Source organism: Sulfitobacter sp. M39 (genome assembly GCF_021735935.1).
Taxonomy (GTDB): domain Bacteria; phylum Pseudomonadota; class Alphaproteobacteria; order Rhodobacterales; family Rhodobacteraceae; genus Sulfitobacter.
In genome coordinates this window covers 1,144,248-1,170,230 of the sequence record NZ_WMDZ01000001.1, presented here as the reverse complement: position 1 = coordinate 1,170,230, position 25,983 = coordinate 1,144,248, and the positions used below count along the sequence as shown (strand labels likewise).

21 protein-coding genes are annotated in these 25,983 nt (G+C 61.2%); 7 read left to right on the top strand and 14 right to left on the bottom strand.

Features of this window, described 5'->3' with window-relative positions; translation table 11 throughout:
- Window positions 1–17 precede the first annotated feature (17 nt).
- Window positions 18–1,037 carry an ABC transporter substrate-binding protein gene (locus GLP43_RS05700; RefSeq protein WP_237278541.1) on the bottom strand — a complete coding sequence of 340 codons (1,020 nt, stop codon included), beginning with the start codon at window positions 1,035–1,037 and terminating at the stop codon, window positions 18–20.
- Window positions 1,038–1,278: 241 nt separating this feature from the next.
- On the opposite strand from GLP43_RS05700, the gene rpe reads away from it, so the two are divergent.
- Window positions 1,279–1,968 (top strand): ribulose-phosphate 3-epimerase, encoded by a 690-nt coding sequence (gene rpe, locus GLP43_RS05695; RefSeq protein ID WP_237278540.1) that lies wholly within the window; start codon window positions 1,279–1,281, stop codon window positions 1,966–1,968.
- Between the two features lie 87 nt (window positions 1,969–2,055).
- Here rpe and GLP43_RS05690 read toward each other — a convergent pair whose 3' ends face one another.
- From GLP43_RS05690 to GLP43_RS05640, 11 genes are all read right to left on the bottom strand, one after another.
- Window positions 2,056–3,549 carry a class I adenylate-forming enzyme family protein gene (locus tag GLP43_RS05690; protein ID WP_237278539.1) on the bottom strand — a complete coding sequence of 498 codons (1,494 nt, stop codon included), beginning with the start codon at window positions 3,547–3,549 and terminating at the stop codon, window positions 2,056–2,058.
- 83 nt (window positions 3,550–3,632) lie between these two features.
- Entirely contained in the window at window positions 3,633–4,406 is a 774-nt protein-coding gene (locus tag GLP43_RS05685; protein WP_237278538.1) for an oxepin-CoA hydrolase, alternative type, read from the bottom strand.
- Window positions 4,403–4,831, bottom strand: a complete 429-nt coding sequence (locus tag GLP43_RS05680; RefSeq protein ID WP_237278537.1) for a PaaI family thioesterase — start codon at window positions 4,829–4,831, stop codon at window positions 4,403–4,405. Before GLP43_RS05680 ends, GLP43_RS05685 begins: the two co-directional genes overlap by 4 nt.
- Window positions 4,812–5,945, bottom strand: a complete 1,134-nt coding sequence (locus tag GLP43_RS05675) for an acyl-CoA dehydrogenase family protein (protein ID WP_237278536.1) — start codon at window positions 5,943–5,945, stop codon at window positions 4,812–4,814. Before GLP43_RS05675 ends, GLP43_RS05680 begins: the two co-directional genes overlap by 20 nt.
- On the bottom strand, window positions 5,942–7,147 hold the full coding sequence (locus tag GLP43_RS05670; RefSeq protein ID WP_237278535.1) for an acyl-CoA dehydrogenase family protein: 1,206 nt from the start codon (window positions 7,145–7,147) through the stop codon (window positions 5,942–5,944). The genes GLP43_RS05675 and GLP43_RS05670 overlap by 4 nt, the downstream gene beginning before the upstream one ends.
- Window positions 7,148–7,193: 46 nt before the next feature.
- A complete protein-coding gene (locus tag GLP43_RS05665) occupies window positions 7,194–9,290 on the bottom strand; it encodes an FAD-dependent oxidoreductase (RefSeq protein WP_237278534.1) in 2,097 nt (698 codons plus the stop codon).
- A gap of 28 nt (window positions 9,291–9,318) precedes the next feature.
- Window positions 9,319–10,095, bottom strand: coding sequence for an IclR family transcriptional regulator (locus GLP43_RS05660; RefSeq protein ID WP_237278533.1), 777 nt, complete (start codon window positions 10,093–10,095; stop codon window positions 9,319–9,321).
- Window positions 10,092–11,432 carry a TRAP transporter large permease gene (locus tag GLP43_RS05655; RefSeq protein WP_237278532.1) on the bottom strand — a complete coding sequence of 447 codons (1,341 nt, stop codon included), beginning with the start codon at window positions 11,430–11,432 and terminating at the stop codon, window positions 10,092–10,094. Before GLP43_RS05655 ends, GLP43_RS05660 begins: the two co-directional genes overlap by 4 nt.
- Window positions 11,432–11,965 (bottom strand): TRAP transporter small permease, encoded by a 534-nt coding sequence (locus tag GLP43_RS05650; protein ID WP_005851926.1) that lies wholly within the window; start codon window positions 11,963–11,965, stop codon window positions 11,432–11,434. Before GLP43_RS05650 ends, GLP43_RS05655 begins: the two co-directional genes overlap by 1 nt.
- A gap of 27 nt (window positions 11,966–11,992) precedes the next feature.
- Window positions 11,993–13,048 (bottom strand): C4-dicarboxylate TRAP transporter substrate-binding protein, encoded by a 1,056-nt coding sequence (locus GLP43_RS05645; RefSeq protein ID WP_037943567.1) that lies wholly within the window; start codon window positions 13,046–13,048, stop codon window positions 11,993–11,995.
- Window positions 13,049–13,213: 165 nt separating this feature from the next.
- The gene (locus tag GLP43_RS05640) at window positions 13,214–13,708 is read right to left on the bottom strand and encodes a class I SAM-dependent methyltransferase (protein ID WP_237279921.1); all 495 of its coding nucleotides are present in this window, start codon (window positions 13,706–13,708) and stop codon (window positions 13,214–13,216) included.
- A 160-nt stretch (window positions 13,709–13,868) separates the two neighbouring features.
- Here GLP43_RS05640 and GLP43_RS05635 point away from each other — a divergent pair, with 160 nt between their 5' ends.
- From GLP43_RS05635 to GLP43_RS05620, 4 genes are read left to right on the top strand one after another with little or no spacing between them, the layout of a single operon-like run.
- Complete coding sequence (locus GLP43_RS05635) at window positions 13,869–15,644, top strand: ABC transporter ATP-binding protein (protein ID WP_237278531.1); 1,776 nt, start codon at window positions 13,869–13,871, stop codon at window positions 15,642–15,644.
- The gene (locus GLP43_RS05630) at window positions 15,637–17,562 is read left to right on the top strand and encodes an ABC transporter substrate-binding protein (RefSeq protein WP_237278530.1); all 1,926 of its coding nucleotides are present in this window, start codon (window positions 15,637–15,639) and stop codon (window positions 17,560–17,562) included. The genes GLP43_RS05635 and GLP43_RS05630 overlap by 8 nt, the downstream gene beginning before the upstream one ends.
- A complete protein-coding gene (locus tag GLP43_RS05625; protein ID WP_005851921.1) occupies window positions 17,559–18,587 on the top strand; it encodes an ABC transporter permease in 1,029 nt (342 codons plus the stop codon). The genes GLP43_RS05630 and GLP43_RS05625 overlap by 4 nt, the downstream gene beginning before the upstream one ends.
- The gene (locus GLP43_RS05620) at window positions 18,584–19,738 is read left to right on the top strand and encodes an ABC transporter permease (protein WP_237278529.1); all 1,155 of its coding nucleotides are present in this window, start codon (window positions 18,584–18,586) and stop codon (window positions 19,736–19,738) included. The genes GLP43_RS05625 and GLP43_RS05620 overlap by 4 nt, the downstream gene beginning before the upstream one ends.
- Window positions 19,739–19,811: 73 nt before the next feature.
- Here GLP43_RS05620 and GLP43_RS05615 read toward each other — a convergent pair whose 3' ends face one another.
- Entirely contained in the window at window positions 19,812–20,582 is a 771-nt protein-coding gene (locus GLP43_RS05615; RefSeq protein WP_237278528.1) for an MBL fold metallo-hydrolase, read from the bottom strand.
- A gap of 79 nt (window positions 20,583–20,661) precedes the next feature.
- On the bottom strand, window positions 20,662–23,094 hold the full coding sequence (locus GLP43_RS05610; protein ID WP_237278527.1) for a mechanosensitive ion channel family protein: 2,433 nt from the start codon (window positions 23,092–23,094) through the stop codon (window positions 20,662–20,664).
- Between the two features lie 411 nt (window positions 23,095–23,505).
- Between GLP43_RS05610 and GLP43_RS05605 the strand changes: the two genes are divergently transcribed.
- Window positions 23,506–24,711: a glycosyltransferase family protein gene (locus tag GLP43_RS05605; protein ID WP_237278526.1), complete on the top strand. Its 1,206-nt coding sequence runs from the start codon at window positions 23,506–23,508 to the stop codon at window positions 24,709–24,711.
- Window positions 24,708–25,955 carry a glycosyltransferase family 4 protein gene (locus GLP43_RS05600; RefSeq protein WP_237278525.1) on the top strand — a complete coding sequence of 416 codons (1,248 nt, stop codon included), beginning with the start codon at window positions 24,708–24,710 and terminating at the stop codon, window positions 25,953–25,955. Before GLP43_RS05605 ends, GLP43_RS05600 begins: the two co-directional genes overlap by 4 nt.
- The last annotated feature ends 28 nt before the right edge of the window (window positions 25,956–25,983 follow it).

Genomic DNA, 25,983 nt, shown 5'->3' with positions numbered 1-25,983 from the left:
TGGTATAGATGGCGCGATCAGGCGCCGATGGTGTCGACGAAAGACGTGTCGATCAACGTCTCAAGCGTGATATCCGCATCCACAAGCCCCTCGGACTGGAACCAGCTCAGCTGGTCACGCACAGAGGCGACGTTCAACGCGGCCCCCTCGTTTAGACGCATGGTGCCATTAACAATCCCCGGCGTCGCGGCCTCGAGCGTTTTGTCCGTGTAGACGTAATTGTGGATCAGCTTGACCATCTCGGCCACGCCTTCCGCACCGGCGGTCTGTTCGATCATCGCCGCGTTGTAATCCGCCACCCCCTTGGCATAGGCCGCAAGATAATCCTGCGTTTGCTGCTTTTCGTCGGTCGCATTCTTGGTCGAGGTAAAGACCGTGGTGATCTGATAGTCGGGCAGATAATCGGATACGTTCCCGATGATATGCACGGCACCCGAGCCCGCCAGTGGCTTGGCGATATGGGGGACGATGGACCAGCCATCAATCTGGCCAGTCTTCAGCGCGCCGATGATGGCACCCACCTTCTGCAACGGCTTGAACGACAGGTCGATCCCTTCGGCCTGCGCCATCTTTGACCCCATATAATGGAACGACGATCCAGCCGTGGTCATGCCAAAGCTCTTCCCGTCCAGCATCGCAGGCGCGGTCACACCCGCCTGATAGGCCGCGTCCGAGGCCAGAAACTTCTGCCCGTCAATGCCCTTCTCTTCAGACAAGGCACCGCCGATCACCTTGATCGCACCCTTATCCGCCAGCGACACCAACCCGCCCGAGATCGCGGTCACCGCATAATCGACATCCCCGCTGGCAATCGCCACGGCCATCGGCTGCGCGGCCTGAAAGAACTTGAGCTCGACATCCAGACCGGCCTGCTTGAAATACTCGCGCTGATAGGCCACGAATGTGCCGGAGTGGCTGGTGAAACGCAGCGCGCCCAGAGTGATCTTTTTGCCCTGCGCAACAGCCGGTGCAGCAAGCCCGACCGCGGCAGCGGCCCCCATGGTCGCCAATGTCTGGCGGCGGTTGAATGTGGTCATGATATCCTCCCCTTGAATTTGCGCGCACAATGGGTCGTGGCATGACGTAGTGTCAAGCGCACGCCGCCCGAAAACCACCCTCAAGAACGAAGCGTCACGGCCTGCGGCACCCAGCCTCGCCCGCTTCCAAATGGCCTTAAATCCTCGCCGAAGGCTCCCCAGATTGCCAGCGCGCGTGACATTGCCTATATGGGCGTCACCGCTGCATCAGCCACCTCCCCTTCACAAAAGGCCCGATCCCATGACCTTCGACCGTTCGATCAAAATTGCCCCCTCCATCCTTGCTGCCGACTTTGCCAATTTCGGGGCAGAGTGCGAAGCCATCGAAGCGCAGGGCGCGGACTGGGTACATGTCGACGTAATGGACGGGCATTTCGTCCCGAACATCAGCTTTGGCCCGACCACCTGTGCCGCGATCCGCCCGCATATCAAGGGCGTGATGGACGTGCACCTGATGATCGAACCCGTTGATCCCTACATTGATGCCTTTGCCAAAGCCGGTGCCGATGTGATCACCGCCCATGTCGAAGCTGGCCCCCACATCCACCGCACGCTGCAAGCGATCCGCGGTGCCGGTGCCAAGGCCGGTGTCGCGCTGAACCCCGGCACGCCTGCCGCAGCGGTAGAGCATCTGCTGGACGTTGCCGATCTGGTCTGTGTGATGACCGTGAACCCCGGTTTCGGCGGGCAGAAGTTCATCGACATGAGCGACAAGATCCGCACCCTGCGCGCGATGATCGGCGACCGTCCGGTGCATATCGAAATTGACGGCGGCGTGGACGTGAACACCGCCTCTAGCGTGGCGCAGGCGGGGGCTGATGTGCTGGTCGCAGGCTCCGCCGTATTCCGTGGCGGGTCAGTTAGCAACCCTGCCCCTTACGGTGAAAACATCCGCGCCATCCGCGCTGCTGCCGAAGGCGTCTACGTCTAGGCATCAGCGCAGAACACAGCCACGAACGAGAAAGGCCGGCCCCCACCACGGGGACCGGCCTTTTTCTATTGGGTATCACAAAGGTACTTAGGCAAGCTGGTCCTTGAACGTCTCGATCAGCTTATGCTTGAGAATCTTGCCCGTAGGTGCTGCGGGCAGTGAGGTCCCGATGATGAATTGGCTGGGGCGTTTATAACCGGTCAGCCGCTCTTTGACGAAGGCCTTGAGGTCTTGCGGGTCCAGTGTGTCGCCCTCGGCAATCTGAACAAAAGCCAGGACCTCTTCGTCATTGCCGGTGGACCGGCCGACCACAGCGGCCTGAATAACCTGCGGATGATCGTTAATCGCGGCCTCGACTTCGGGCGGATAGACGTTGAACCCGCCGTGAATGATCAGCTCTTTCGAGCGCCCCAAAATATGCAGGTGGCCGTGTTCGTCAAAGGACCCCAGATCGCCTGTGCGGAGCCAGCCGTCAGCACTCAGGACTTTGGCCGTCTCTGTCGGGTTCTTGTAGTAGCCCTTCATCACATGGCCCCCGCGGGTCAGGACCTCGCCCTTGCCGTTGCTGCCGCCCTCGACTGTATCGTCGATCTTGGTCTCGACACCGGGCAAGGACGGACCGACAGAGATATCAGGCGATCCCAGTGGGTTGCTGGTGGCCGAGATACCGGCGGTGGATTCCGTCATGCCATAGCCGTTCTGGATCGCGACGCCGTAAAAGGCTTCGGCCTTGCGCTTCCACGTGGGGTCCAGCGGCGCCGCCCCCGACGATACATAGCGCAGCGTTTCGGAGTTGAGCTGCGTCAGCCCCTGCTCTTTCGTGTACTGCATTAGCAGCGCGTGCATCTGCGGCACGGCCGACAGGAAGTTCACCCCGGTGGTCAGGGCGGTATAGAGCTTTTCAGCCGAGAAACGCGCCTCCAGCCGGATTTCGGCACCGGCGCAGCAGGAGGCGGTCATGACCGAACACAGCCCGAAAACATGGGTCAGGGGCAACACGCCATAGACGACATCGCCCGCATTGATCCCCCGCAGCGTCGCCGAGGCATTGCCGCCAAAGCGCACGTTGGCATGGGTCAGCATGACGCCCTTGGGGTCGCCCGTTGTGCCGGTGGTATACAGCAGCACCGCCACATCGCTCAGATCCCCATCGGGGTTGCTGGCGATCGGCGTGGCCAGATGCATCGTGCCAAAGGCGCCGGTGATCTCTGCGGCATCCAGCCGTTCCGCATGGGCCGTCGCATCCGGTGAGGCGTGACAGGTCATCAGCACAGCAGCAGGTGCGGCGTGGTCAATGATCCGCTGGATTTCGCCCGCGCTTTGGCGTGCGTTGACGGGGATGATGACTGCGCCGGCTTTCCACGTGCCAAACACAGTGGCCACGGCGGCGGCACAGTTTTCCGACAGCATCAGCACGCGGTCGTTGGGCTGCACACCGGCATCCTTGAGCGCCTGCGCGATGTCGTCGCTTGCCTTGTCGAACATCTTGTACGTCCAGCGTACCCCTGTGCTGTCGCTCAGCGCTGGCGCGTCCCCGCGTGCGGCCACTTGATCCGCCAGAAATTGCTCTACACGTACCATATATTCTCTGCCTCCCCGCAGTCTTTCAGAACCCGGTCAGCGCGTCTGGCTGCGGGTTGGGTCAATAGATCGGTGGCCGAGGGTCAGCCGCCGTAATTCGGTGTGCGCTTCTCGAGGAAAGCGGCGATGCCTTCTGCGGCTTCATCTGCGCCGGTGGCATGGGCCATGGCGTCACATTCCGCTTCAAGCTGGTCGGCCTCGGACACGTCATAGCCCTGCGCCACCAGCCCGCGGATTACCCCTTGGGCTTCGCGGGGGCCTGCGGCCAAGCGGTCGGCAAGCGCCATTGCGGCCTCAAACGCGCCGCCCTTGTCGGTGACGGCATTTACCACGCCAAGATCATGCATGCGCTCAACGGTGACGGGCTGCGCCAACAAGCACATCTCCATCGCGAGCTGCCGCGGCAGCGCACGCGCAAGCGAGGCGGTCAGCCCGCCATCAGGCACCAGCCCCGCCTTGACGTAAGCAGCGGTGAACTTGGCACCGGCGGCGGCAACGATCAGATCGCAGGCCAGCGCGAAAGACAGCCCTGCCCCCGCGGCACCGCCTTCGACGGCGGCGATGACCGGCACCGGACAGGACCGGATTGCGCGGACCAGGCTGTGCAATTCGTTGATCTTGCCACGACGTTCATCTTTGGGCATGTCGCGGCGGGCGATCAGGACATTCAGATCGCCGCCCGCGCAAAAGAAATCCCCTTCGGAGGTGAGGATCACGGCACGGATACGCGGCTCGGCGGCCATTTCAATCGCTTGGCCGATGCAGGCGTAAAGCTCGGGCGACAGGGCACCCCGCTTATGCGCGTTTCCGTTCCAGATGACGATCCGGTCACCCTTGTCTTCGATCCGAGCGCTCATTTCAGTTTCTCCTGTGGGACGCGCTTGAACACGCCTGTGGATGTCGCAATGACCGTGCCGTCTTCGTGGACGAGTTCAGCGTCGATATACAGCAGGCTGCGACCACCGCCCTTGATCGTGCCGGTCGCGGTCACACGGCCGGGCTGGCCCGCGGCCAGAAACTGCGTCGTCAACGAGATCGTGAGGAACGGGTGCTGGCCGGTGGAATCCACGCTCAGCGATCCGGTCATGCCACAGGCGTTATCCAGCAATGTGGCGGCAATACCGCCATGAAGAACCCCATGGCGGTTGAAGTGTTGCGGACCCAGATCAAGAAAGCAGCGCCCGTGGGCCGGATCGGATATGTCGACGACATATCCGACCAGGGTTTGGGTGCCGGTCTCGTCCCGGATCAGCTGGCTTTCATCAGGCTGCTGCAAGGGCAATGAAACGCTCCAGATGGTGGTCTGTGTCGCCAAAGCGGTGGTCTGCCATGATGATACGCTTGGCGATATGGGCCAGTTCGTATTCTTGCGTCATGGCAATACCGCCGTGCATCTGGATGCTGTCTTCGGCAACCAGACGGCCCGCGCGGCCCAGCAGGTTCTTGGCGGCAGAGATATGCGTCTCGCGCGCCTTGTATTCCGCTTCGAGGTTGCCAGCAGCAACGATCACCGCAGAGCGCGCCTGTTCCATCTCGATCAGCAGGTCGGACATCCGGTGCGCGAGCGCCTGGAACGTGCCGATGGGCTTGCCGAACTGCTTGCGGGTCATCAGGTATTCGCGGGTCAGGCGGGTTGCCGTTTCCATCGCGCCCAGTGTTTCCGCACAGATCGCGACATTGGCCGCAGCGACGCGCGCCTCGATCGCCTTGAACGCCTTGCCCGCTTCACCCAGACGGGCAGAGGCAGGTACGGTCACATCATCCAGCGTGACTTCGGCGGCACGACCACCGGCCAGCAGCGCATAACCTTGCAGCGTGATGCCCTTGGTATCCGCCGGCACGAGGAACAGCGAGATCCCGTTTTCGTCGCCTGCCTCGCCGCTTTCGCGCGCAGAAACGATCAGCATGTCGGCGTTTTCAGCGTTGACCACAACCGCCTTGCGACCGTTCAGCACCACGTTGTCGCCATCGACCTTGGCCGTGGAGGTCACCTGGTTCAGGTCATAGCGGCTGGTGGGTTCGCCGTGGGCAAAAGCCACCTGCAACGCGCCACCGATCAGCTCTTCGACGTGGGCCTGCTGGTCTTCATTGCCCAAGTCGGCAATCAGACCGCCACCCAGAATGGCGGTATCGAGGAAGGGTTCGACCACGCCTGCGCGGCCCAGTTCCTCGAACACGACGGCGATGTCGAAACCAGCGCCGCCAAAGCCGCCCTGATCTTCGGTGAACAGCGCGCCGATGACGCCCAGTTCGGCCAGACCGTTCCAGATGTCCCCGGAAAAGCCGGTGTCGCTTTCAAGGATCTTGTTGCGCGTAGCTGTATCGTATTTGTCGCGCAGGAAACGGCGCAGACTGTCTTGCAGCATTTGGCGTTCTTCTGTCAGGTCGAAGTTCATGCTCCACCTCCCATCGTTGTTTTGGCAATGATCTGGCGCTGGATTTCGTTCGAGCCGCCAAAGATCGACAGTTTACGGTTGTTGAAATATTGCGCGGCGACGGGGCCGGCATTCAACGGATCAGGCAGGGCCAGGTTTGACCCTTCGATCGCTTCGGATGCGAATGGCATCGCATAGGCACCCGCCGCACGGCGCGCGAGGTCGTTGATTTCCTGACGGATGATCGTGCCTTTGACCTTCAGCATGGACGATTCAACGCCCGGTGCCGCGCCCGCTGCCGCCTTTGAGACGATGCGCAGGTTTGTCGTGCTCATCGCCATCAGGTCGATTTCAACCTGCGCCACACGTGCCGCGAAATGCGGGTTCTGCATCAACGGCTTGCCGCCGGACATCTCTGCTCTGGCGATACGTTTTACCGCGGTCAGACCCGCTTGCGAGAAACCGACGCCCGCGATGTTGGTGCGTTCGTGGGTCAGCAGGTACTTGGCATAGGTCCAGCCTTCGTTTTCTTTGCCGACAAGGTTTTCGACTGGGACTTTCACATCCGAGAACCAGACTTCGTTCACCTCGTGGGTGCCGTCGAGCAGGATGATCGGGCGCACTTCGACGCCGGGGGTTTCCATGTCGATCAGCAGGAAGGAGATACCCTCTTGCTGCTTCACCGTCTTGTCGGTGCGCACGAGGCAGAAGATCATGTTCGCGTGCTGACCCAGCGTGGTCCACGTCTTCTGGCCGTTGACGATGTAGTGCGTGCCTTCGTCGTTCAGAACGGCTTCGGTTTTCAGCGAGGCAAGGTCGGAACCGGCACCCGGCTCGGAATAGCCCTGACACCACCAGTCTTCACCCGCCAGAAGGCGCGGCAGCCAGTAATCGTTCTGCTCTTGCGAGCCGAATTTTTGCAGCACGGGGGCCAGCATCGACAGGCCAAAAGGCACAATGCGCGGCGCATAGGCGGCGGCGGCTTCTTCTTCGAAGATGTGACGCTGAACCGCGTTCCATTCCGCACCACCAAATTTCTTGGGCCAGTTCGGGGCAAGCCAGCCTTGGGCGTTCAGGATAGCATGCCACTGTTCCTGACCGTCTTTACCAAGCTCCTCACCCTTGCGGATTTTGTCGCTCATTTCCTTGGGGAGCTTTTCCTCAAGAAAGGCCCGCACTTCGGCGCGGAAAGCCTTTTCTTCGTCGCTATAGCTCAGATCCATTTGTCTTCCTCCGGTTTATATTGTCGGGCATTGCGCCCTTGTTCATTTACTTAGCGGCTTGTTTGTTCAGGTCGTCAAAGTTACGCCCTTCGGCCACCAGCTGTTTCAGCAGCGGCGCGGGTTCCCAGAACCAAGCGTCTTCCTTGGCGTAGCTTTCGATGTCGGCCAGCAGAGCAGGCAGCCCTTGCAGGTCGGCCCATTTCATCGGGCCACCCCAGTAGCGCGGGAAGCCGTAGCCAAAGAGCAGGACCATATCCACGTCCAAGGGCCGCTTTGCGATGCCCTCGCCCACGACCTTTGCCGCCTCGTTGACCATCGCGGCCATGTAGCGGCGGACGATCTCTGCGTCGGTAAAGTCACGCGGGGTGATGTCGCGCTCGGCACGTTCGGCGGCAATCAGTTCGGACACTTCGGGGTTCGGCACGCCGCCACGCGATCCGGCCTCATAGATGTAAAAACCCTTGCCGGTCTTCTGGCCGAAGTTGCCCGCTTCGCAGATCTTGTCGGGGTATGTCGGCACGCGTTCGGCAGGGTGGCGCGTTGCCGCCTTGCGTTTGCGTGTGGCCCAGCCGATATCGAGACCGGCCAGATCGCCCACGGCAAAGGGGCCCATGGCAAAGCCGAAATCCACCAGCGCCTTGTCGATCTGGAACGGCGATGCACCATCAAGCACCATGTGATCGGCAGCGGTGCGGTAGGTTGCCAAAATACGGTTGCCGATAAACCCGTCGCAGACACCGGCGCGCACGGAAATCTTGTTCAGCACCTTGCCAAGGGCAAAGCCCGTGGCGACCACATCGGGGGCGGTCTTTTCGGCGACCACCACCTCAAGCAGTTTCATGATATGCGCAGGCGAGAAGAAGTGCAGCCCGATCACATCCGCAGGGCGCGAGGTGCTGGCCGCGATCTCGTCCACATCCAGATAGGATGTGTTGGACGCCAGAATAGCACCGGGTTTGCACACGGCATCAAGCTTGCCGAACACCTCTTTCTTGACACCCATGTCCTCGAATACGGCTTCGATCACCAGATCGACCGAGGCGAGGCTGTCATAGTTGATCGACACCTCAAGTGCTGTGTTGGTCATCGCGTCATATTTCATCTGCGTGATCTTGCCACGCTTAAGCGCGCCGGAAAGATTGCCCGCGATGCGACCGCGCGCGGCCTCTGCGGCGTCTTCCTTCATCTCGATCAGCACGACGTTGAAGCCTGCCAACAGCGCCGCCGTGGCGATGCCTGCGCCCATGGTGCCGCCGCCGATGATGCCGATGGATTGCAACGCCCGGGGTTCGACGCCTTTCAGTTCCGGCAGGTTGCCAACCGCACGCTCAGAGAAGAACGCGTGGATCATGCCCTGACGCTGGTCTGTCTCCATCAACTCCATGAAAATCTTGCGCTCGGCCAGCATGCCTTCGTCAAAGGGCAGCTCTGCCGCGGCCTGAACCGCGCGGACCGCCTGCGCCGGAGAGATTTGCCCCCGCCCCTTTTTCAGCGTCCCGTCATAGGCGGCATCCCAGTCGATCGGCGCGGGTGCGGCCATCTCGCTGACGGGGCGGCGCGGTGCGTTGGTAGCGATCAGGTTCTCGGCATAGGCGACGCCTACATCCTCGGGGTCGCCCTCGGTGACCTGATCGACGATGCCAAGGCTTTCGGCTTCGGCCGCTTTGACCTGACGGCCAGAGGTGATCAGATCAAGCGAGGGGTCCACGCCGATCAGACGCGGCAAACGCTGGGTCGCACCGGCACCGGGGATCAGGCCCAGATGCACTTCTGGCAGGCCCACTTTCGCCGACGGCTGCGCCACACGGTAATGCGCCGAAAGCGCAATCTCGAGCCCGCCGCCCAAGGACACGCCATGCATGGAGGCAACAACGATCAGCGGGGAATCCTCGATCCGTTTGCACACATCCGGCAGGAAAGGTTCCAGCGGCGTTTTGCCGAATTCGGTGATATCCGCACCGGCGATAAAGGCGCGGCCCTCGCCGACGATAACCACGGCTTTGACCCCGTCATCGGCCTCGGCCTGCGCCATACCGGCCACCAGACCTTCACGAACAGCATGGGACAACGCATTGACCGGGGGGTTCTTGATCCGCAGTACGGCCACGTCGCCTTTGCGGGTATATCCAATCTTGTCAGTCATTTAGCATATTCCTTGGTCTAGTCTTGTTTCAGTCCCGGCGGCTTAGCGCGGGGGTGCGCCCGGTGCGCTGCTCAAGCGCGCGCACCAGTTCACGCAACGCGGGGCCGACCTCTTGCACGATACGGGAATCGGGCAAATCATGTGGCATGGCCCCGGCGGTGAACGATACCGGTTCGCCGAACTCTTCGGCAAAATAGGGAACACTTACGGCGTTGATCGTGCTGGCATATCGAGTGCCTTCCAACGCGTAGACGAACCCTTGTTCTATCAGTTGCGAATATCCCTCCGCCCGGAACCTTCGCATATCCGCTTCGGGCGTCAACTGCTCAAAGCGCTCTTCGCCAAGTGACGCCACGACGGCCATGCCCGACGACGATCCGAACACGGGAATCCGGTGCCCCGGCTCCAGCCAGATGGTCGATGCATTCTGCGGCCGCCATGTGCGCACCAGCATCATTTTCTCGTCGTCGCGCACGGCGACCAGCAACAGCGTGCCCGTTTTATCGGCCAGCTCTTGCATTGCGTCAGACACCAAATCCAGAAAGTTCACCGCCACCGATGCGACAGAGCCAAGCGCGATGGCTGATGGCCCCAGCCGAAAGCGGTCATTGCGCCCGCCGTGGCTGAGGTAGCCCAATTCGCACAGCGTATAGGTCAGCCGCGACACCGTAGGCTTGGGCAGCCCCGTCCGGTCGGCAATCTGCGCGTGGGTCAGCCCGCTGTCACTGGCGCGAAAGGCCCGCAATACAGCAAGCCCCCGCGCCAGAGTGTTGGCAAACTTCCTGTCTGTGGTGTCCCCACTCATCGCGCCGCCATAGGAATAAGCAGCGAGATCATCGGGAAGGACATGATTAGCACCAGCACGATCACATCAACGCTGAGGAAGCGCGTGATACCGGCAAAGATCTTGTCGATCGGAGCCTCTTTGCCCACCACATTGGCAATAACAAAGACGTTCAACCCGACAGGCGGCGTGATCAGCCCGATTTCCAGCAGTTTGATCACCACAACACCGAACCAGATCAGGTTCATGTCATAGCTTTCCACCAGCGGGATCATCAGCGGCAGGGTCAGAACCATGATGCCGATGGGATCAAGGAACATGCCAAGCAACAGATAGATCGCGGCAATCGCCAGCAGCAGGACCACGACGGACAGCTCAGCCTCGGCCACGACGTTCACAATCATCGGGGCAACGTTGGTCAGGGCGATAAAGGCCACAAAGATCTTGGCCCCTGCCGCGATAAAGAAGATCGCCGCGGTCTGGATGCACGTCTCTTTCACCGCATCCCACAGGCCCTGCAAGGTCAGCTTGCGCTGCGCAAAACCGATCAGCGTCGCCGCGACCACGCAGACAGCCGCCGCTTCGGTCGCCGTAAAGATACCGCCGTAGATACCGCCGATGATCAACACGAAAAGCATGACCGCAGGCCAGCTTTCAGCCGCCGCCGCCAAGCGTTCCTTGGCGGAGTAGCGTGTCGCTGTCGAAGGGGCGATTTCGGGCGAACGCCAGACCCAGACGGCGATCACAAGGATAAAGCCCGCCAGCGTCAGCAGCCCCGGCAAAACACCCGCGAGGAACAGCGACGAAATGGAGGTCTCGGTGAAGATACCGTAGATGATGAACAGCACAGACGGCGGGATCAGCGACCCCAGCGTGCCCCCTGCCGCGACCGACGCTGTTGCCAGACGCGGGTCATAACCCATGCGCAGCATCTCGGGCGTGCAGATTTTCCCCATGGTCGAGGCACAGGCGATAGAACTGCCGGTAATGGCCGAAAACCCGCCACAGCCCATGACACTTGCCATGGCAACACCGCCGGGCAGACGTGTCAGCCAGACCTTGGCCGCGTGGTAGATCTTGGTCGTGATATCCGCGCGATAGGCGATGTGCCCAAGGGCGACAAACAGCGGTATCATTGATAGATCGTAAGAATGTATCAGGTCAAAGGAGTTCGAGAACACCATCGACGTTGTCGCGCGGATGGCACGTTCGGGCATGAAAGTGCCGGTGCGGAAGGCAAAGATAAAGAAGGTCGCGATCGTCGCGACACTGGCCAGCGCAAAGGCAATCGGCACACGCAGCGCCAACAGGATCAGAACGGCGGCAAAGGCAATCAGCCCGATGGTCGACGCATCCATTACAGCACCTCTTTTTCAGCAACGAGCTCGATTGTGTGGTTTTCTTCGTCCGAGACGATGCCCCCGGACAGGATGGTCCGCACATCGCGGATCGCCAGTTCTGCCAGACGCAGCCAGCAGGCGGCGATACCGACCACAAACAACAGACGTCCGGGCCATTTGGGCAGGTTCAGGTCACCGTAGAAAAAGCTGCCCTTTTCCCAAACGCTCAGGAATTCACGGCCGCCGGAATAGATCAGACCGCCCAAGGCGATCATCCCCATGACCGACCCCAGCACAATAAGCCAGGACCGGAGTTTGGGCCCGAACCGGTCGGACACAAAAGCCACACTAACGTGAGCGCGGTTTGCGGTCGCTGCCGCAAGGGGCAGGAGGATGGCCGCAACCATCAGCTCCCGTACCAAAGTAACGCTATCGGGTACGCTAGATGCGAAGACGGCGCGTGCGACCACGTTGGACGTGATCAAGATCCCCAAAAGGATGACCGCAGCCGCGCCCAACCCCAACAGGATTTTCTCAAGTGGTACCAACATGGTCCCTGCTCCTCCCAAAGCTTGTGTTTAGTTGTTGTCAGCTGCCCAAGGGTAACCGTTCTCGTCGCGCTCTTGCGTGTATTTGGCGATCAGCGCCTTGTAGTCTTCCAGCAGTTGCTCGCCCGGCAGACCGGTGCGGTTGGCTGTCTCGACCCACTCGGCCAGATACTTCTCGCCGCCTTCGACCAGCTTGGCGCGCTCTTCCGCGGGCAGCTCGAACACTTCGACGCCTTGCTCTTTCATCGCGGCAATGGCGTTGTCGTTCGCGGTTGTGATCATGCGGCCGAATTCATCGGACAGATCCGCACCGGTTTCCAGCAGCACAGCTTGCTGATCTTCGGACAGTGCATCGAACATGTCTTTGTTCATGAAGATGCCGACGCCGCCAACCTGGCCCCAGTTCAGCAGGGTGTAGTTGTCCATGACTTCGGCCTGCTTCAGCGCGGCAACAGCGTAGGAATAGCCTTGGCTACAATCGATCAGACCGGTGTCGAGCCCTTGGTACGCGTCATAGATCGACATGTTGACCATGTTCGCGCCTTCGTCACCAAAGACCTTACCATAGGCCCCTGTGCCGCGTACTTTCTTGCCCGCGATATCAGCGACCGAACGGATCGCGTCGCCCTTACAGCCGATATTCACCTGGCTGGTGGTCCATGTGCCGATGTACACGAGGTTCTTTTCAGCCAGGTTTTCCGCAATCGCGGGGTTCGACCGCATCAGTTCGTCCGTGGCGCGCATACCGACCCAGGCGTCTGGGTTGTTTACGGGCAGGTCAGCGATGCCATAGGCGGCCATTTCCTGCGGGTAATACACCGCGATCACCGACCCCATATCAGCCACACCGTCACCAATGGACTGTACGGCCGCATTCGCCTTGAACAGCGCGCCGCCCCACTGGATGTCGAGGCGCAGATCGTTTTCCGACCGCTCGGCAACCTGATCGGCGAACCACTGCAACGCGTCTGCACGGGCACCGCGATTCGGGCCTGCTTCGCCGTGGATCAGCACGGTTTCAGCACCGGCAACGGAAGCAGCCACAGTCATTGCAGCAGCGAAAGATAGGTTTTTCAAAAAGGACATGTAATTCCCTCCCAAGAATTGTTTTACCATGCGAAACATCGTTTCACTATGTCTCGGGCGCACACTAGGGAGGGGATTTGGAACGTGCAAGCGAAACTTAAAGCGGCGCCGAAATACCGGCGCCGCTCTCCATTTAACCAATACTTATCAAATACTTAATTCAGATCACGACTTCTCGCGGCGGTACATGAAGCAGCGCCCCTCCACAGCTTCAGGTGGTAAGGGGATTTCGATCAAATTGTCGAAATACATCCGGTCACTGGACACCATGATGCCCCCGACAGCCAATAACGGCTCGATCAAAGGCGAGATTTCACGCGCGAAAGCATCGTTTTTTGCAAGGTTATGTCCGCCAAGATCCGCGTGAATCAGAGCCGCATTCACGCCAAAGCGCGTCAGTGCCGCAGGCAGGGTTTCGTGCACATCGCCCAGGATCAGCTGATGGTCCTCGGGCGTGCTATCGGGATTCGATGCAACCGCGCGCTCAAACACAAAGATATCCCGTTCGGGCATCGTTTCACGGATGTGGTGAAAGGTACGGCCATTGCCCAATCCCAGCTCGAACACCGGACCCGTCATTGTCTGCGTCAGGGCGGCGGCATGGTCGATACACGCACGCTGTGACACCATACGGTTGATAAAAATGTCCAGGCGGCTCATCGCGGTTCTCCTTCGGGTTGGGTCGTACTGATGCAACATGGGGACGCCGCCCCCCTTTGTGTACCGCTGACGCTTGGTTTTTGCGCTGCCCCCTAGACGCTTGGGTGTTTATCGGCTTCACTCGATAGGTAATGATCGCTCTGACCCGCTTGGGATGACAATGGCCCCCCTTCTTGAAGTAAATGATCTATCGATCGGTTTCGGCAACGGCCCCTCGGTCGTGGACGGCGTCAGCTTTGCGTTGAACGCGGGCGAGACCCTCGCGCTGGTGGGCGAAAGCGGGTCTGGCAAAACGCTGTCCTGCCGGTCGGTTTTGCGCCTGCTGCCTGATGCGGCACAGATGCGCGGCGGGTCGATCCGGTTCAACGGGGCCGAGGGTGCCGTCAACCTGCTGTCCCTCCCCGAAAAGAAGATGCGCGCCATTCGGGGGGATCGCATCTCGATGATCTTTCAGGAACCTATGCGGTCGCTGTCGCCACTGCACCGGCTTGGGGATCAGGTCGCCGAAGTGCTACGGCTGCACCGCAATATGGGAAGAAGGGCGGCCAAACGCGCAGTGCTTGAACAGTTCGAAAAGGTCGGTTTCACCGATCCGCTGCGTGCCTGGAAAAGCTATCCGTTCGAGATGTCGGGCGGAATGCGCCAACGCGCGATGATCGCTATGGCTATGGTCGCCAAGCCCGAGCTGCTGATCGCGGACGAACCGACGACCGCGTTGGATGTGACGACACAGGCGCAGGTGCTCGGGCTGATCCGGTCGCTGCAGGCAGAAACCGGTATGGGTGTGATCCTTGTGACCCATGATCTGGGCGTCGTGGCGAATATGGCGCAGCGTGTCGTGGTGATGAACAAGGGCCGCGTGATGGAACGGGGCGATGCGCAAGAGGTGTTGGGCAGCCCTGCCCACCCCTACACCGCCAAGCTTTTCGCCGCCGCCCCGATGATCCCCGCCGTGGCCGCCCCTGCCCCCGCATCCACGACGCCCGCAGATGATGTGATCCTTGATCTGCGCGACGTGTCCAAGACCTACACCATGCGGGCGGGCGGCTGGCGCAAGCCGGTGGCCGTATCCGCTTGCCAGCACGTTGACCTGCAACTGCCCCGCGGCAAGACGCTGGCGATTGTCGGCGAAAGCGGTTCGGGCAAGACCACCTGCGCCCGCATCGCCATGGGGGCCGAACGTCCCGATGCCGGCGGCGAAGTGCTGTTTCGCCCCGACCCCGCCGCCGCGCCGCTGGCCGTGCATGATTTATCGCCCACTGAACGCACCGCATTTCAACGGCAAGCGCAGATGGTGTTTCAAGACCCGTATTCCTCGCTCAGCCCGCGGATGCGCGTGCAGCAAGCCCTGACCGAACCGATGGAGGTGCACAACATCGGCACCGCCCGCGAGCGCCGCGAAAAGGCGGCCGAAATGCTGCGGTGGGTCGGATTGAACCCTGATATGCTTAGCCGTTTTCCGCACGCGTTTTCAGGCGGCCAGCGCCAGCGGCTGTCCATTGCCCGCGCGCTGACGCTCGACCCGAAGCTGCTGATTTGCGACGAACCCACCTCGGCGCTGGATGTGTCGGTGCAAGAGCAAATTCTGACCCTGCTCGAAGACATCCGCGACCGCGCCAACCTGAGCTATCTGTTCATCAGCCACGATCTGGCGGTCGTTGCCCGCATCGCGGACGAGGTCGCGGTTATGCGCGCTGGCGTGATCGTCGAACAGGCCCCGCCCGACACGTTGTTCTACAATCCGCAACACCCCTACACCCGCGCCTTGATCGCGGCACAGCCCGAACCCGACATCAGCCGGCCCATCGATCTTGATCTGGTGGCCAAGGGCGCGGGCTCTCCCATGCTCTGGCCCGAACAGTTCCGCTTTGAAGGCCATCACGCCCCCGCCCTGCGCGAGCTTGAGCCCGGCCATAAGGTACGTTGTCATGCGTAAGTTCCTCCTTGCCCTCGCCGCGACCCTCGCCTTTGCGCCCCTTGCCGCGCATAGCGACGGCCCCGTGCTGCAAGAAAGCAGCTTTTGGGCGCAAGAGGTCAATGCTGGCAGCCTGCCTCACGTGCAGGACCGCATCCCGTCAGAGCCTCTGGTCGTCGACCTCGAAGCCAAGGGCCGCAGCTTTGGGCGTCAGGGCGGTACGCTACGCACGTTGATCTCGCGCACCAAGGACGTGCGGCAAATGGTCGTTTACGGCTACGCGCGGCTGGTAGGGTATCAACCTGACTACACGCTTGCCCCCGATATCCTCGCCGCGGTGGACGTGGAAGAAGGGCGCAAATTCACGCTACACCTGCGCCCCGGTCACCGCTGGTCGGACGGCATGCCCTTTACCTCGGATGATTTCCGCTACTGGTGGGAAAATGTAGCCAACGACCCTGACATCACACCCAGCGGGCCGCCGGATTTCATGATCGTGGACAACCGCCTGGGAAAGGTCACCTTCCCCGATGAACATACGGTCGTGTTCGAATGGCAGATCCCCAATCCGAATTTTCTGCCGCTGTTGGCGCAAGCAAGCCCACCGTTCATCTATCGCCCTGCCCACTACCTGAAGCAATTTCATCAGAAGTTCGCCGATCCCGATACGCTGGTCGAAAAGGTCAAAGCCGCGCGGGTCAAAAGCTGGGCCGCGCTGCACAACAAGCGCGATAATATGTACAAGTTCGACAACCCCGCGCTGCCGACCCTCCAGCCGTGGATCAACACCTCGGACAAGGACAGCTCGCGCAAGCTGTTTGTACGAAACCCCTATTTCCACCGTGTCGACAGCCGGGGCGTGCAATTGCCCTATATCGACGTCGTGCAGATGACCGTCGTCGGCGGCGGGCTGATCGCGGCCAAGGCCAACGCGGGCGAGGTCGACCTGCAGGCGCGCGGGCTCGATTTCCCCGATGTCGCGATCCTCAAGAAAGGCGAGGCGGACGGCGGCAAATACCGCACCCTGCTTTGGGCCAACGGCGCCGCCAGCCAGATCGCGATCTATCCCAACCTGAACTTCGCCGACCCCGTGTGGCGCGATGTCATGCGCGACGTGCGTTTTCGCCGTGCGCTGAGCCTCGGCATCGATCGACGCATGATCAACCGCGCACTTTATTTCGGTCTCGCCAGCGAAGGCGGCATGTCCGCCCTGTCGCAAAGCGCGCTTTATAACGACGACAACACGCATTCGTGGTCGATGATGAACCTCGCCCACGCCAACGCGCTGCTGGATGATATGGGCCTGACCGACCGCAGCCCCGCTGGCCTACGCCAGTTGCCCGATGGCCGCCCGATGGAATTCGTGATCGAAACCGCCGGCGAACGCAGCGAGGAAGAAAACGCGCTGGCGATCATCGCGGACACATGGCGTGATCTGGGCATCCGCCTGATCATGCGCCCGCTGGACCGCGACATCCTGCGCAACCGGATCTATGCGGGGCGGACCATGGCGTCGGTCTGGTACGGCTGGGACAACGGGCTTCCGGGGCCGTCGACCTCTCCTTCCTATCTGGCGCCCACCAATCAGGAATTCTTTGCCTGGCCGATGTGGGGACAATACTACCAAACAGTCGGACAGGCCGGGTCGCCCCCCGATATGCAGCCCGCGAAACGGCTGATGCTGCTGGCGAATGACTGGAACCACACCGACGACCCACAGGTGCGCGAAGACATCTGGAAGCGGATGCTCGCCATCCACGCCGAACAGCAATTTGGCATCGGCGTGCTGGCCGAGGCCCCGCAACCCGTCGTCGTCTCGAACGATCTGATGAATGTACCGGAGCATGGGATCTGGGCCTTTGATCCCGGCGCGCATTTCGGCATTCACCGCATCGATGAATTCTACTTCCAAGACCCCCATGTGCAGGTAAGCCGATGATCTTCCTCAGATACGCCGTGTGGCGTTTCATCACCATGCTGCTGACCCTCTGGGTGGTCTCCCTTCTGGTCTTCGTCATCATCAACCTGCCGCCCGGCGATTATCTGTCGAACCAGATCGCCGAGCTGCGCGCCACGGGTCAGGCCGAAGGCGTCGCCAAGGCCGAGTTTCTGCGCCACGAATACGCGCTGGATGAACCGATCTGGAAACAATACCTGATCTGGGTCGGAATGGTGCCGGGGCCACAGGGGTTCGCCGGCTTGATCCAGGGCAATTTCGGCTGGTCGTTTGAATTCGATCGCCCCGTAGGCGAAATCGTCGGCGATGCGCTGTGGATGACCGTGCTGGTCAATCTCGCCGCCGTGTTGTTTGTCTATCTCATCGCCTTGCCGCTTGGGGTGCTCGCCGCCGCCAAATCCGAGACCTGGGTCGATTATACCGCCGGTTTTCTGGGCTACCTTGGGCTCGCGACACCGAACTTCCTGCTGGCGCTGATCCTGTTTTATTATGGCCATAAATACTTTGACCTGCCGATTGGCGGGCTTATGGCCCCCGAGCTTGAGGGCCAGCCGATGTCATGGGAAAAAGTACGCTCCGTCCTGCTGCACCTGATCGTCCCGACCTTTGTGATCGGCACCGCCGGAGCCGCCGCGATGATGCAGCGGTTGCGGGCGAATATGCTCGACGAACTTGATAAACCCTATGTGGAGACCGCCAAGGCCAAGGGCATGGGCCCCGCGCGGCTGCTGTCGAAATATCCGCTGCGCGTGGCCTTCAACCCCTTTGTCGCAGATATCGGGAACCTGCTGCCTGCGATGGTGTCGGGCTCTGTGCTGGTGTCGGTGGTGCTGGGCCTGCAAACCATCGGGCCCTATCTGCTGGTCGCGCTAAAGTCTCAAGACCAGTTCCTCGCGGCGTTCATCCTGATGTTCGTAGCGCTGCTGACGCTGATCGGCACGATGATCTCTGACATGCTGCTGGTCCTGCTTGATCCGCGCATCCGTTACGGGGCACGCAGCTCATGAGTATCCAGCCGGACAACCGCTTTGTCGACACAACCCCCTGGACCGACGACGGCGATCTTTCCGCGCTTGAGCGGGCCGAGATGGACGCCTCTGTCGCACGGCTCATGTGGCGCAAGTTCCGGCGGCATAAGCTGGCGCTGGTATCCGGGCTGTTTCTGGCCTTCTGCTATCTGATCCTGCCAGTGGCGGGGTTCATCGCGCCCTACACACCAAACGAGCGCAATGCCGAACACATCTACGCGCCACCGCAAAGCATCAACCTTTGGCACGAGGGCAGTTTCATCGGCCCCTTTGTATACGAGACGACGGGCACTGCGGATCTGGTGAATTTCCGCTGGGTCTACGACACCGATACCAGCAACCCGCGCAAGATTGAGTATTTTTGTAAGGGTGAAACCTACCACCTCTTTGCGCTCATCCCCAGCGACACCCACCTGTTTTGCGCCCCTGACGGCGCGACGGTGTTTCTCTGGGGCTCGGATCGGTTGGGGCGCGATGTGTTCAGCCGCATCCTCTATGGTGCGCAGCTTTCTTTGACGGTGGGGTTGATCGGCATCACGGTCAGTTTTGTGCTGGGTATCTTCTTTGGATCTTTGGCCGGTTACTTCGGCGGCAAGACCGATTGGCTGGTCAACCGCGCGATCGAGATCTTACGGTCACTACCAGAACTCCCGCTCTGGCTGGCGCTTTCGGCGGCGGTGCCGTCGAACTGGGGGCCGGTGTCGGTGTTCTTTATCATCTCGATCATCCTCGGCATTCTGGATTGGCCCGGGCTGGCGCGGGCGGTGCGGTCAAAATTCCTGAGCCTGCGTGAAGAGGAATACGTCAAAGCGGCCGAGATGATGGGCGCGTCCCCCGCGCGGGTGATCCGCAAACATCTGTTGCCGAATTTCATGTCGCATCTGATCGCCAGCGCGACCCTGTCGATCCCGGCGATGATCCTCGGGGAAACCGCGCTTAGCTTTCTGGGGCTGGGTCTTCGCGCGCCCGCCGTCAGCTGGGGGGTCATGCTGAATGACGCGCAAAATCTAGCGAGCATCGAAATCTACTGGTGGACCGCTATTCCCATGCTGCCGATCATTGTCGTGGTGCTGGCGTTCAACTTCTTGGGCGATGGTCTGCGCGCAAGTCTTGATCCGTATAAATCCTGACCCACCGGGGCCTTCAGTTCCAAATGGTCTAAATCCCGGAGGGTGCGGGGGGCTGGCCCCCCGCTGCGCCGGATCAGTACCAGTCGCCCATTTTGACTTCGATCCCCTCGCCGACCATCGCGGCAAAGGCGGCGGGGTCTTGCGTGCCGTCGTCGCGCCCACGATAGTGGTAGGGGTAGACGAAGGAGGGTTTGAACGTCGATACCGCAGCCGCGGCCGAGGTCGCATCCATGGTAAACGGCAGGTTCATACAAACGAACGCCAGATCGATATTCTCTAGCGCCAGCATGTCCGGCGTCGCCTCGGTATCGCCCGAGATATACACGCGGAAATCGCTGAGGTTCACGATATAGCCGTTGTCGCGCCCCTGCGGATGGAACTGCTTGCGTTCTTCGGTGGTGTTATAGGCGGGGATCGCCTCGATCTTGACCTCGTTGAACATCGCTTGCTCGCCATTGGCCAGTGCATTCGCCTTGGCTTTCAGTGCCTCGGGCAGCATGTCGTAGACGGCAGGATTGGTAAGGATCTGCGTGTTTTCGCCCACCACACCGGCCAGAGTTTCGGCGTTATAGTGATCGCCGTGCTCGTGGGTGATCAGGATCAGATCGGGGGTGGCAAAATCGCTGTAGTTGGCGACCTCGCCCACGGGATCGCAGTAGATCACGCCGGCTGGCGTCTCCATCACAAAGGACGCGTGGTCGATGGGGTGCACTTTGATCTCGCCGCCGGTCATGGGGAACATATTACCGCCGTGCGCCGCGGCCTGCGCGGCATAGGGCAGTAGCGTCACGACCCCGGCGGTGGCGGCGGTGGTCGTCAGGAATTGGCGTCTGGACTGTTTCATGGGACTTCTCCTGTTGCAGGTGAAGATGATGCTAGCGCCCGCCGCCGCCGTTTCAATGTCACAACTGCGCGAGACGCGGCTATCGGTCGTCTCCACCTGGCTCCGGCCCGGTCTGTGCCTCTTCTTCCAGCGACGCCTGCGCCGCAGCGGTCACCGCATCGCGTTCCTCGTCGCTCAGGTCTTTGATCTTGCCGTCGGCCAGACGCACAGTGACCTCCCGATGGGCAAAGCGGATTCCTTCGCGCTCAAACAAGGCTCGGATTTCTTCATAGACCTTCTTGCGCACCAGCCATTGATCCCCCGGTTTGGTCATGAACTTGACCCGAATGATCATGGCGGAATCCTGCATTTCAATCACGCCCTGCGATTTCAGCGGCTGGATAAAGTTGTCGCCGATCACCGGATCATCCAGCAGCGCGATGCCGAGCTTTTTGATCAGCTTGCGGACCCGTTCGACATCGGTGTCATAGGTCACCCGCAAGGGCAGTTTCATGATCACCCAATCGCGGCTGTAGTTGGTCATCACCTGCAGCTCGCCAAAGGGAATGGTGTGCAGCGCGCCCAGATGGTGGCGCAGCTGGAACGACCGGACCGAGATTTTCTCGACCGTGCCCTTCACGCCGCCCACATCAAGGTATTCCCCCTTGCGGAAGGCATCGTCGAACAGAAAAAACGCGCCGGCGAAGATATCGCGCACCAGCGCCTGACTGCCAAAGCCGACGGCAACACCGACGATCCCCGCACCGGCAAACAGTGGGCCGACATTGATCCCGAATTCCATCAACACGATGAGCGCGATGCTTACGATCAGGACGATCAGGACAAAGTTGCGAAACAGCGGCAGCAGTGTTGCCAACCGGCTGGCGGAGGACGCGCCGCTGCCTTCGTCGCCCAGTTCCGCCTCGGGCTGGTCGGCGGTTTCTGCCTCGATCTTGCTGTCGATCCAGATGCGGAAGGCGTGATAGACGACGTAGCCGATAAACAGGATCACCATCACATCCAGCAGCCGGTCCGCATGGCTTTCGACCATCAACGTTGCCTCTGTGTCCCAGATATAGAAGAACGCATAGGCCCCCGTAACAAAGGCGAGGATACCAGCCACGCGCCGCGCCAGACCTTCAAAGCTGGTGAGACTTTGGCGTGGCACCATCGCGGCCTCTGTGTCAGCCTCGTTCATCGACATGGTATCACCCGCTTCCGCAGTGCCGGCGGCCTCGGGCGCATCGTCACCAAGTGCGACATCAGCGCGCTTCTCGCGGCGCAGCTCGTTCAAGCGGCGCATCATGCGTGCGCGGGCAAAGCCGCGTTCAATGGCATAGTTGATCACACCGTAGACCACGATGATCGACACCAGAATACCATAGGCACCCGCGATCAGAGGCACGGAGCTTGGGTTCTCGAGCACCAGATCATAGGTCAGTTCGAACCAGGCAAAGATCGCATAGGTCACCACCAGCGGTGCCCAGGCCCGCGACATAAAACGCCCCACGGCGCTGCATTCCGACGCAGGTTTGCCTTGCCGCAGCGCGTTTGAAATGGGGCCGCGGTTGACCCAGATCATCAGGATATTCGCCACGACAATTGCCGCCGACATCAGGGAGGCGATGAAAGCATAGACATCATAGTTCAGCCCCAGTTCTGCAATCCAGATACCGAACAGGATCGCAACGGTATCAAGGCTTGCCATCATCCACAGCCAGCGGTGCAGCCGTTTGGCGTCGCGGTCGCTGAAGACGGGGATGCGGTATTGCGACAGGAAGGGCGACAGGATCATCCGCCACAGGCCCGCGGCCACGCGACAGACGAAGTAGCCGATGTTGATCAGCGTGACAGTGAACTGGATCGCCGTGTCTTTAAGCGGTCCAAACAGCAGCGTGCCTAGAATATAGGCCACCACCATCGACACCAAAACGCCGATGATCCCCATGAAAAACCGAAACACCAGAAACGGCATCTTTTCGGTATAGCCGACGGGGTTCGCCTGCACTTTGGCGGTGACGAAGCCGCGCACCATGCGCTTGCCAAACAGCTCTACCTCGACCACGGCCCCGACGGCGAACAGCGCGAGCGCCACCAGCAGCGTCTCGCCAAAAGCCCATAGCGTGCCGTCCGGGCTGGCGGCCCGCAGAATATAGATCACCTCGTTGATCGCGTCGGGCAACTGCACGATGCGTTCGATCAAGGCAGTGCGGAACCGGTTGCCCCGTTCCTGCAGGTGCATCAGCGGTGAGGTTTCCTTGGCCAGCGCCGCCTCTTGCTGGTCGCCCTCGGCCGGTTGGGCAGGTGCGGGCTGGTTCAACAATTGGCCCGCGCTATCGACCACCACCACGCTCACCCCGCTTTCAGCGGCTTGTCTGATGACCTCTTGCAGACGTGCGGCGTCGCCTTCTGTATCGCTGACGGCAGTTTCCTGCGCTGTTGGCAAAAGGGACAGAACCCCTTGCGCCGTCGCGGCGTTGGCAAAGGGCAAGACCCACAGCGACAAAAGAAGGGTGAAGATGAAATGCCGCATATGTCCTCGCTCATGGCCTTGGGGAGCAGTCTTGAGACGCTAAGGCGCCCCCCGTGCCATTGCAATCTTAACCCCCCGGCCCCACCTACTCTCCCTGACGATGAACCGCGAAGGACGCCGAATATGACACGCGCCGCATCTTTCCACGGGCCTGCCCCGCTCAAACGCCGGTTTTCGCAGCCCATTCAGGGGCGGCGACGGCGGAAGGTGCTGAAATGCATGACATGTTCGCCATAGATGCCTAAGGTATTTCCACTGGCCTGTTCGACCGGCAGACCAAGGTGATGTGAGTGTATTCGGTTTCTGGGTGCATCGGGCGGGACGGGTTCACCTGCCTTCGACAATAAACGCTTTCTAGCCGCCAGACTGATAGGTGCGGCCAAGGATATTTGACTAAGTTAGGATCGGCCCATGCGCCAGACGGTCTCGAACAACGCCCGCGATGGCAAACCAGCGCGGCGGGTGCTATTCTATAGCCACGACACCTTTGGATTGGGCCACTTACGGCGGTCGCGCGCACTGGCTGCCGCCTTGATGGACGGGGACGAAGATGCCTCGGCCATCATCCTGACAGGATCGCCCGTCGCAGGGCGTTTCACCTTTCCCAAAGGCGTCGACCACATCCGCCTTCCCGGCGTGACGAAGCTGGCCGACGGCAGCTATGTGGCGCAAACGCTTGGCCTTGATATCGACGAGGTCACCTCCCTGCGGGCCGGCCTGATCCGCACCGCGATCGAGGAATACACCCCCGATCTGCTGATCGTGGATAAAGAGCCGACGGGCTTTCGCGGGGAACTGCTGCCTAGCCTTGACTGGCTGCGCGAGCATGGCAACACCAAAGTTGTGCTAGGCCTGCGCGACGTGCTGGACGAACCCGAAGTGCTAGCCGCCGAATGGGAACGCAAAGGCGCGGTTGAGGCGACCGAGAAATACTATGACGAGATTTGGGTCTACGGCATGCGAGATGTCTATGATCCGACCAAGGGGCTGCCGCTGTCGCAGGCCGCCCACGACCGGATGCATTGGACCGGCTATCTGCGCCGCGAGGCCCCGGACGAAACACCCCCCGCCGAAGAGCCCTATGTGCTGATTACCCCCGGCGGCGGCGGGGACGGTGCCGCGATGGTGTCACTGGTGCTGGACGCCTACGAGCAAGACCCCGACCTGACGCCGAATGCCAAGCTGATCTACGGCCCCTTCCTGTCCGGCGACGTCCGCGACGCCTTTGACGCGCGGGTGGCCAAGCTGGGCGGGCGGGTGACCGCGCTTGGCTTTGATAGCCGGATCGAACAGCTTTATGTCGGGGCCGAAGGCGTGGTTTGCATGGGCGGTTACAACACCTTCTGCGAGGTGCTGTCTTTTGACAAACGCGCCGTCATCGTGCCGCGCACCGTGCCCCGGTTGGAACAATGGATCCGCGCCAGCCGCGCCGAAGAGCTTGGGCTCGTCCGCATGCTGGAAGAAACCCGTGATGGCATGACGCCGCAGGCGATGATCGCCGCAATCCGCAACCTGCCGCATCAGAACAAACCCTCGCAAGCCGGTGCAGACGGGCTGCTGGACGGGCTTGACGTGGTGGTTGAACGGGGCCGCGCCCTGATGGGCGGTGGCGCATGACCGACACCCCCGCCCCTCTCGCCATTGTGGTCAAAGGCTGGCCGCGCCTGTCCGAGACCTTCATCGCGCAGGAACTCGTCGCCCTTGAAGAAGCCGGTCTGCGGTTCGACATCTGGTCGTTGCGCCATCCGACCGACACGAAAACCCACCCGTTGCACGACCGGCTGCAAGCGCGTGTGCGCTATTTGCCGGAATATCTGCGCGACGATCCCGAACGTGTGGCCGCGGCACAAGAGGCCGCGAAAGCCATGCCCGGTTACGACGCGGCACGGGCGGTTTTCCAACAAGACCTCGCCCGCGACGATACCCCTAACCGCCGCCGCCGCTTTGGTCAGGCTTGCGTCATGGCACATGAGCTCCCCGCCGAGACCCGCGGCATCTATGCGCATTTCCTGCACACCCCGTCCTCGGTCGCGCGCTATGCCGCGATCCTGCGGGGCCTACCGTGGAGCTTTTCTGCCCACGCCAAGGACATCTGGACCTCGCCCGAATGGGAGTTGCGCGAAAAGCTGGACCCCGCCAGCCACGGTGCCGCCTTTGGTGCCACCTGCACGGACTTTAACGCGCAACATCTGCGTAAGCTAACCTCCGCCCCGGAGCGGATTGATCTGGTCTACCACGGGCTAGATCTGGCGCGTTTCCCCGAACCGCCAACCCGGGTCCAACGGGCCAAAAGCGATCCGTTCCAGATGATGTCTGTCGGGCGCATGGTCGAGAAGAAGGGCTTTGACAACCTGATCGACGCGCTGGCGCTGCTGCCGAATGAGTTTGACTGGCACTGGACCCATATCGGCGGCGGGGACCTGTCGGAACCGATGAAAACACGCGCTGAAACGCACGGGATCAACGACCGGATCACTTGGCGCGGGGCCTGCGACCAGCCAGAGGTGATCGCGGCCATGCGCGCCGCCGATCTGTTCGTGCTGCCCTCGCGCATTGCCAAGGACGGTGACCGTGACGGGCTGCCCAATGTGCTGATGGAAGCGGCAAGCCAGAAGCTTCCGCTGCTCAGCACCCCCGTATCGGCCATCCCCGAGTTCATCACCAGCGGCACCACCGGCGTGCTAAGCGACGATGCCCCCGCCGCCCTTGCCGAAGCGATGCAGCGCTTTGCGGAGGATCCATCGCTTGGCCCTCGGCTGGCCGAAGCCGCCCATGACCGGCTGCAAGCAGAGTTCACCATGGCCCCCGGCATTCGCCAGCTACACAAACGGCTGACGGCAATGCTCGCACAGGGCGGCTGATGCGGCTTGCGTTCTACGCTCCGTTAAA

Excerpts from the sequence above, each read along its gene's own strand:
- GLP43_RS05700 (WP_237278541.1), bottom strand. The coding sequence starts at position 1,037 with ATGACCACATTCAACCGCCGCCAGACATTGGCGACCATGGGGGCCGCT.
- rpe (WP_237278540.1), top strand. The coding sequence starts at position 1,279 with ATGACCTTCGACCGTTCGATCAAAATTGCCCCCTCCATCCTTGCTGCC.
- GLP43_RS05690 (WP_237278539.1), bottom strand. The coding sequence starts at position 3,549 with ATGGTACGTGTAGAGCAATTTCTGGCGGATCAAGTGGCCGCACGCGGG.
- GLP43_RS05685 (WP_237278538.1), bottom strand. The coding sequence starts at position 4,406 with ATGAGCGCTCGGATCGAAGACAAGGGTGACCGGATCGTCATCTGGAAC.
- GLP43_RS05675 (WP_237278536.1), bottom strand. The coding sequence starts at position 5,945 with ATGAACTTCGACCTGACAGAAGAACGCCAAATGCTGCAAGACAGTCTG.
- GLP43_RS05670 (WP_237278535.1), bottom strand. The coding sequence starts at position 7,147 with ATGGATCTGAGCTATAGCGACGAAGAAAAGGCTTTCCGCGCCGAAGTG.
- GLP43_RS05665 (WP_237278534.1), bottom strand. The coding sequence starts at position 9,290 with ATGACTGACAAGATTGGATATACCCGCAAAGGCGACGTGGCCGTACTG.
- GLP43_RS05660 (WP_237278533.1), bottom strand. The coding sequence starts at position 10,095 with ATGAGTGGGGACACCACAGACAGGAAGTTTGCCAACACTCTGGCGCGG.
- GLP43_RS05655 (WP_237278532.1), bottom strand. The coding sequence starts at position 11,432 with ATGGATGCGTCGACCATCGGGCTGATTGCCTTTGCCGCCGTTCTGATC.
- GLP43_RS05650 (WP_005851926.1), bottom strand. The coding sequence starts at position 11,965 with ATGTTGGTACCACTTGAGAAAATCCTGTTGGGGTTGGGCGCGGCTGCG.
- GLP43_RS05645 (WP_037943567.1), bottom strand. The coding sequence starts at position 13,048 with ATGTCCTTTTTGAAAAACCTATCTTTCGCTGCTGCAATGACTGTGGCT.
- GLP43_RS05640 (WP_237279921.1), bottom strand. The coding sequence starts at position 13,708 with ATGAGCCGCCTGGACATTTTTATCAACCGTATGGTGTCACAGCGTGCG.
- GLP43_RS05635 (WP_237278531.1), top strand. The coding sequence starts at position 13,869 with ATGGCCCCCCTTCTTGAAGTAAATGATCTATCGATCGGTTTCGGCAAC.
- GLP43_RS05630 (WP_237278530.1), top strand. The coding sequence starts at position 15,637 with ATGCGTAAGTTCCTCCTTGCCCTCGCCGCGACCCTCGCCTTTGCGCCC.
- GLP43_RS05625 (WP_005851921.1), top strand. The coding sequence starts at position 17,559 with ATGATCTTCCTCAGATACGCCGTGTGGCGTTTCATCACCATGCTGCTG.
- GLP43_RS05620 (WP_237278529.1), top strand. The coding sequence starts at position 18,584 with ATGAGTATCCAGCCGGACAACCGCTTTGTCGACACAACCCCCTGGACC.
- GLP43_RS05615 (WP_237278528.1), bottom strand. The coding sequence starts at position 20,582 with ATGAAACAGTCCAGACGCCAATTCCTGACGACCACCGCCGCCACCGCC.
- GLP43_RS05610 (WP_237278527.1), bottom strand. The coding sequence starts at position 23,094 with ATGCGGCATTTCATCTTCACCCTTCTTTTGTCGCTGTGGGTCTTGCCC.
- GLP43_RS05605 (WP_237278526.1), top strand. The coding sequence starts at position 23,506 with ATGCGCCAGACGGTCTCGAACAACGCCCGCGATGGCAAACCAGCGCGG.
- GLP43_RS05600 (WP_237278525.1), top strand. The coding sequence starts at position 24,708 with ATGACCGACACCCCCGCCCCTCTCGCCATTGTGGTCAAAGGCTGGCCG.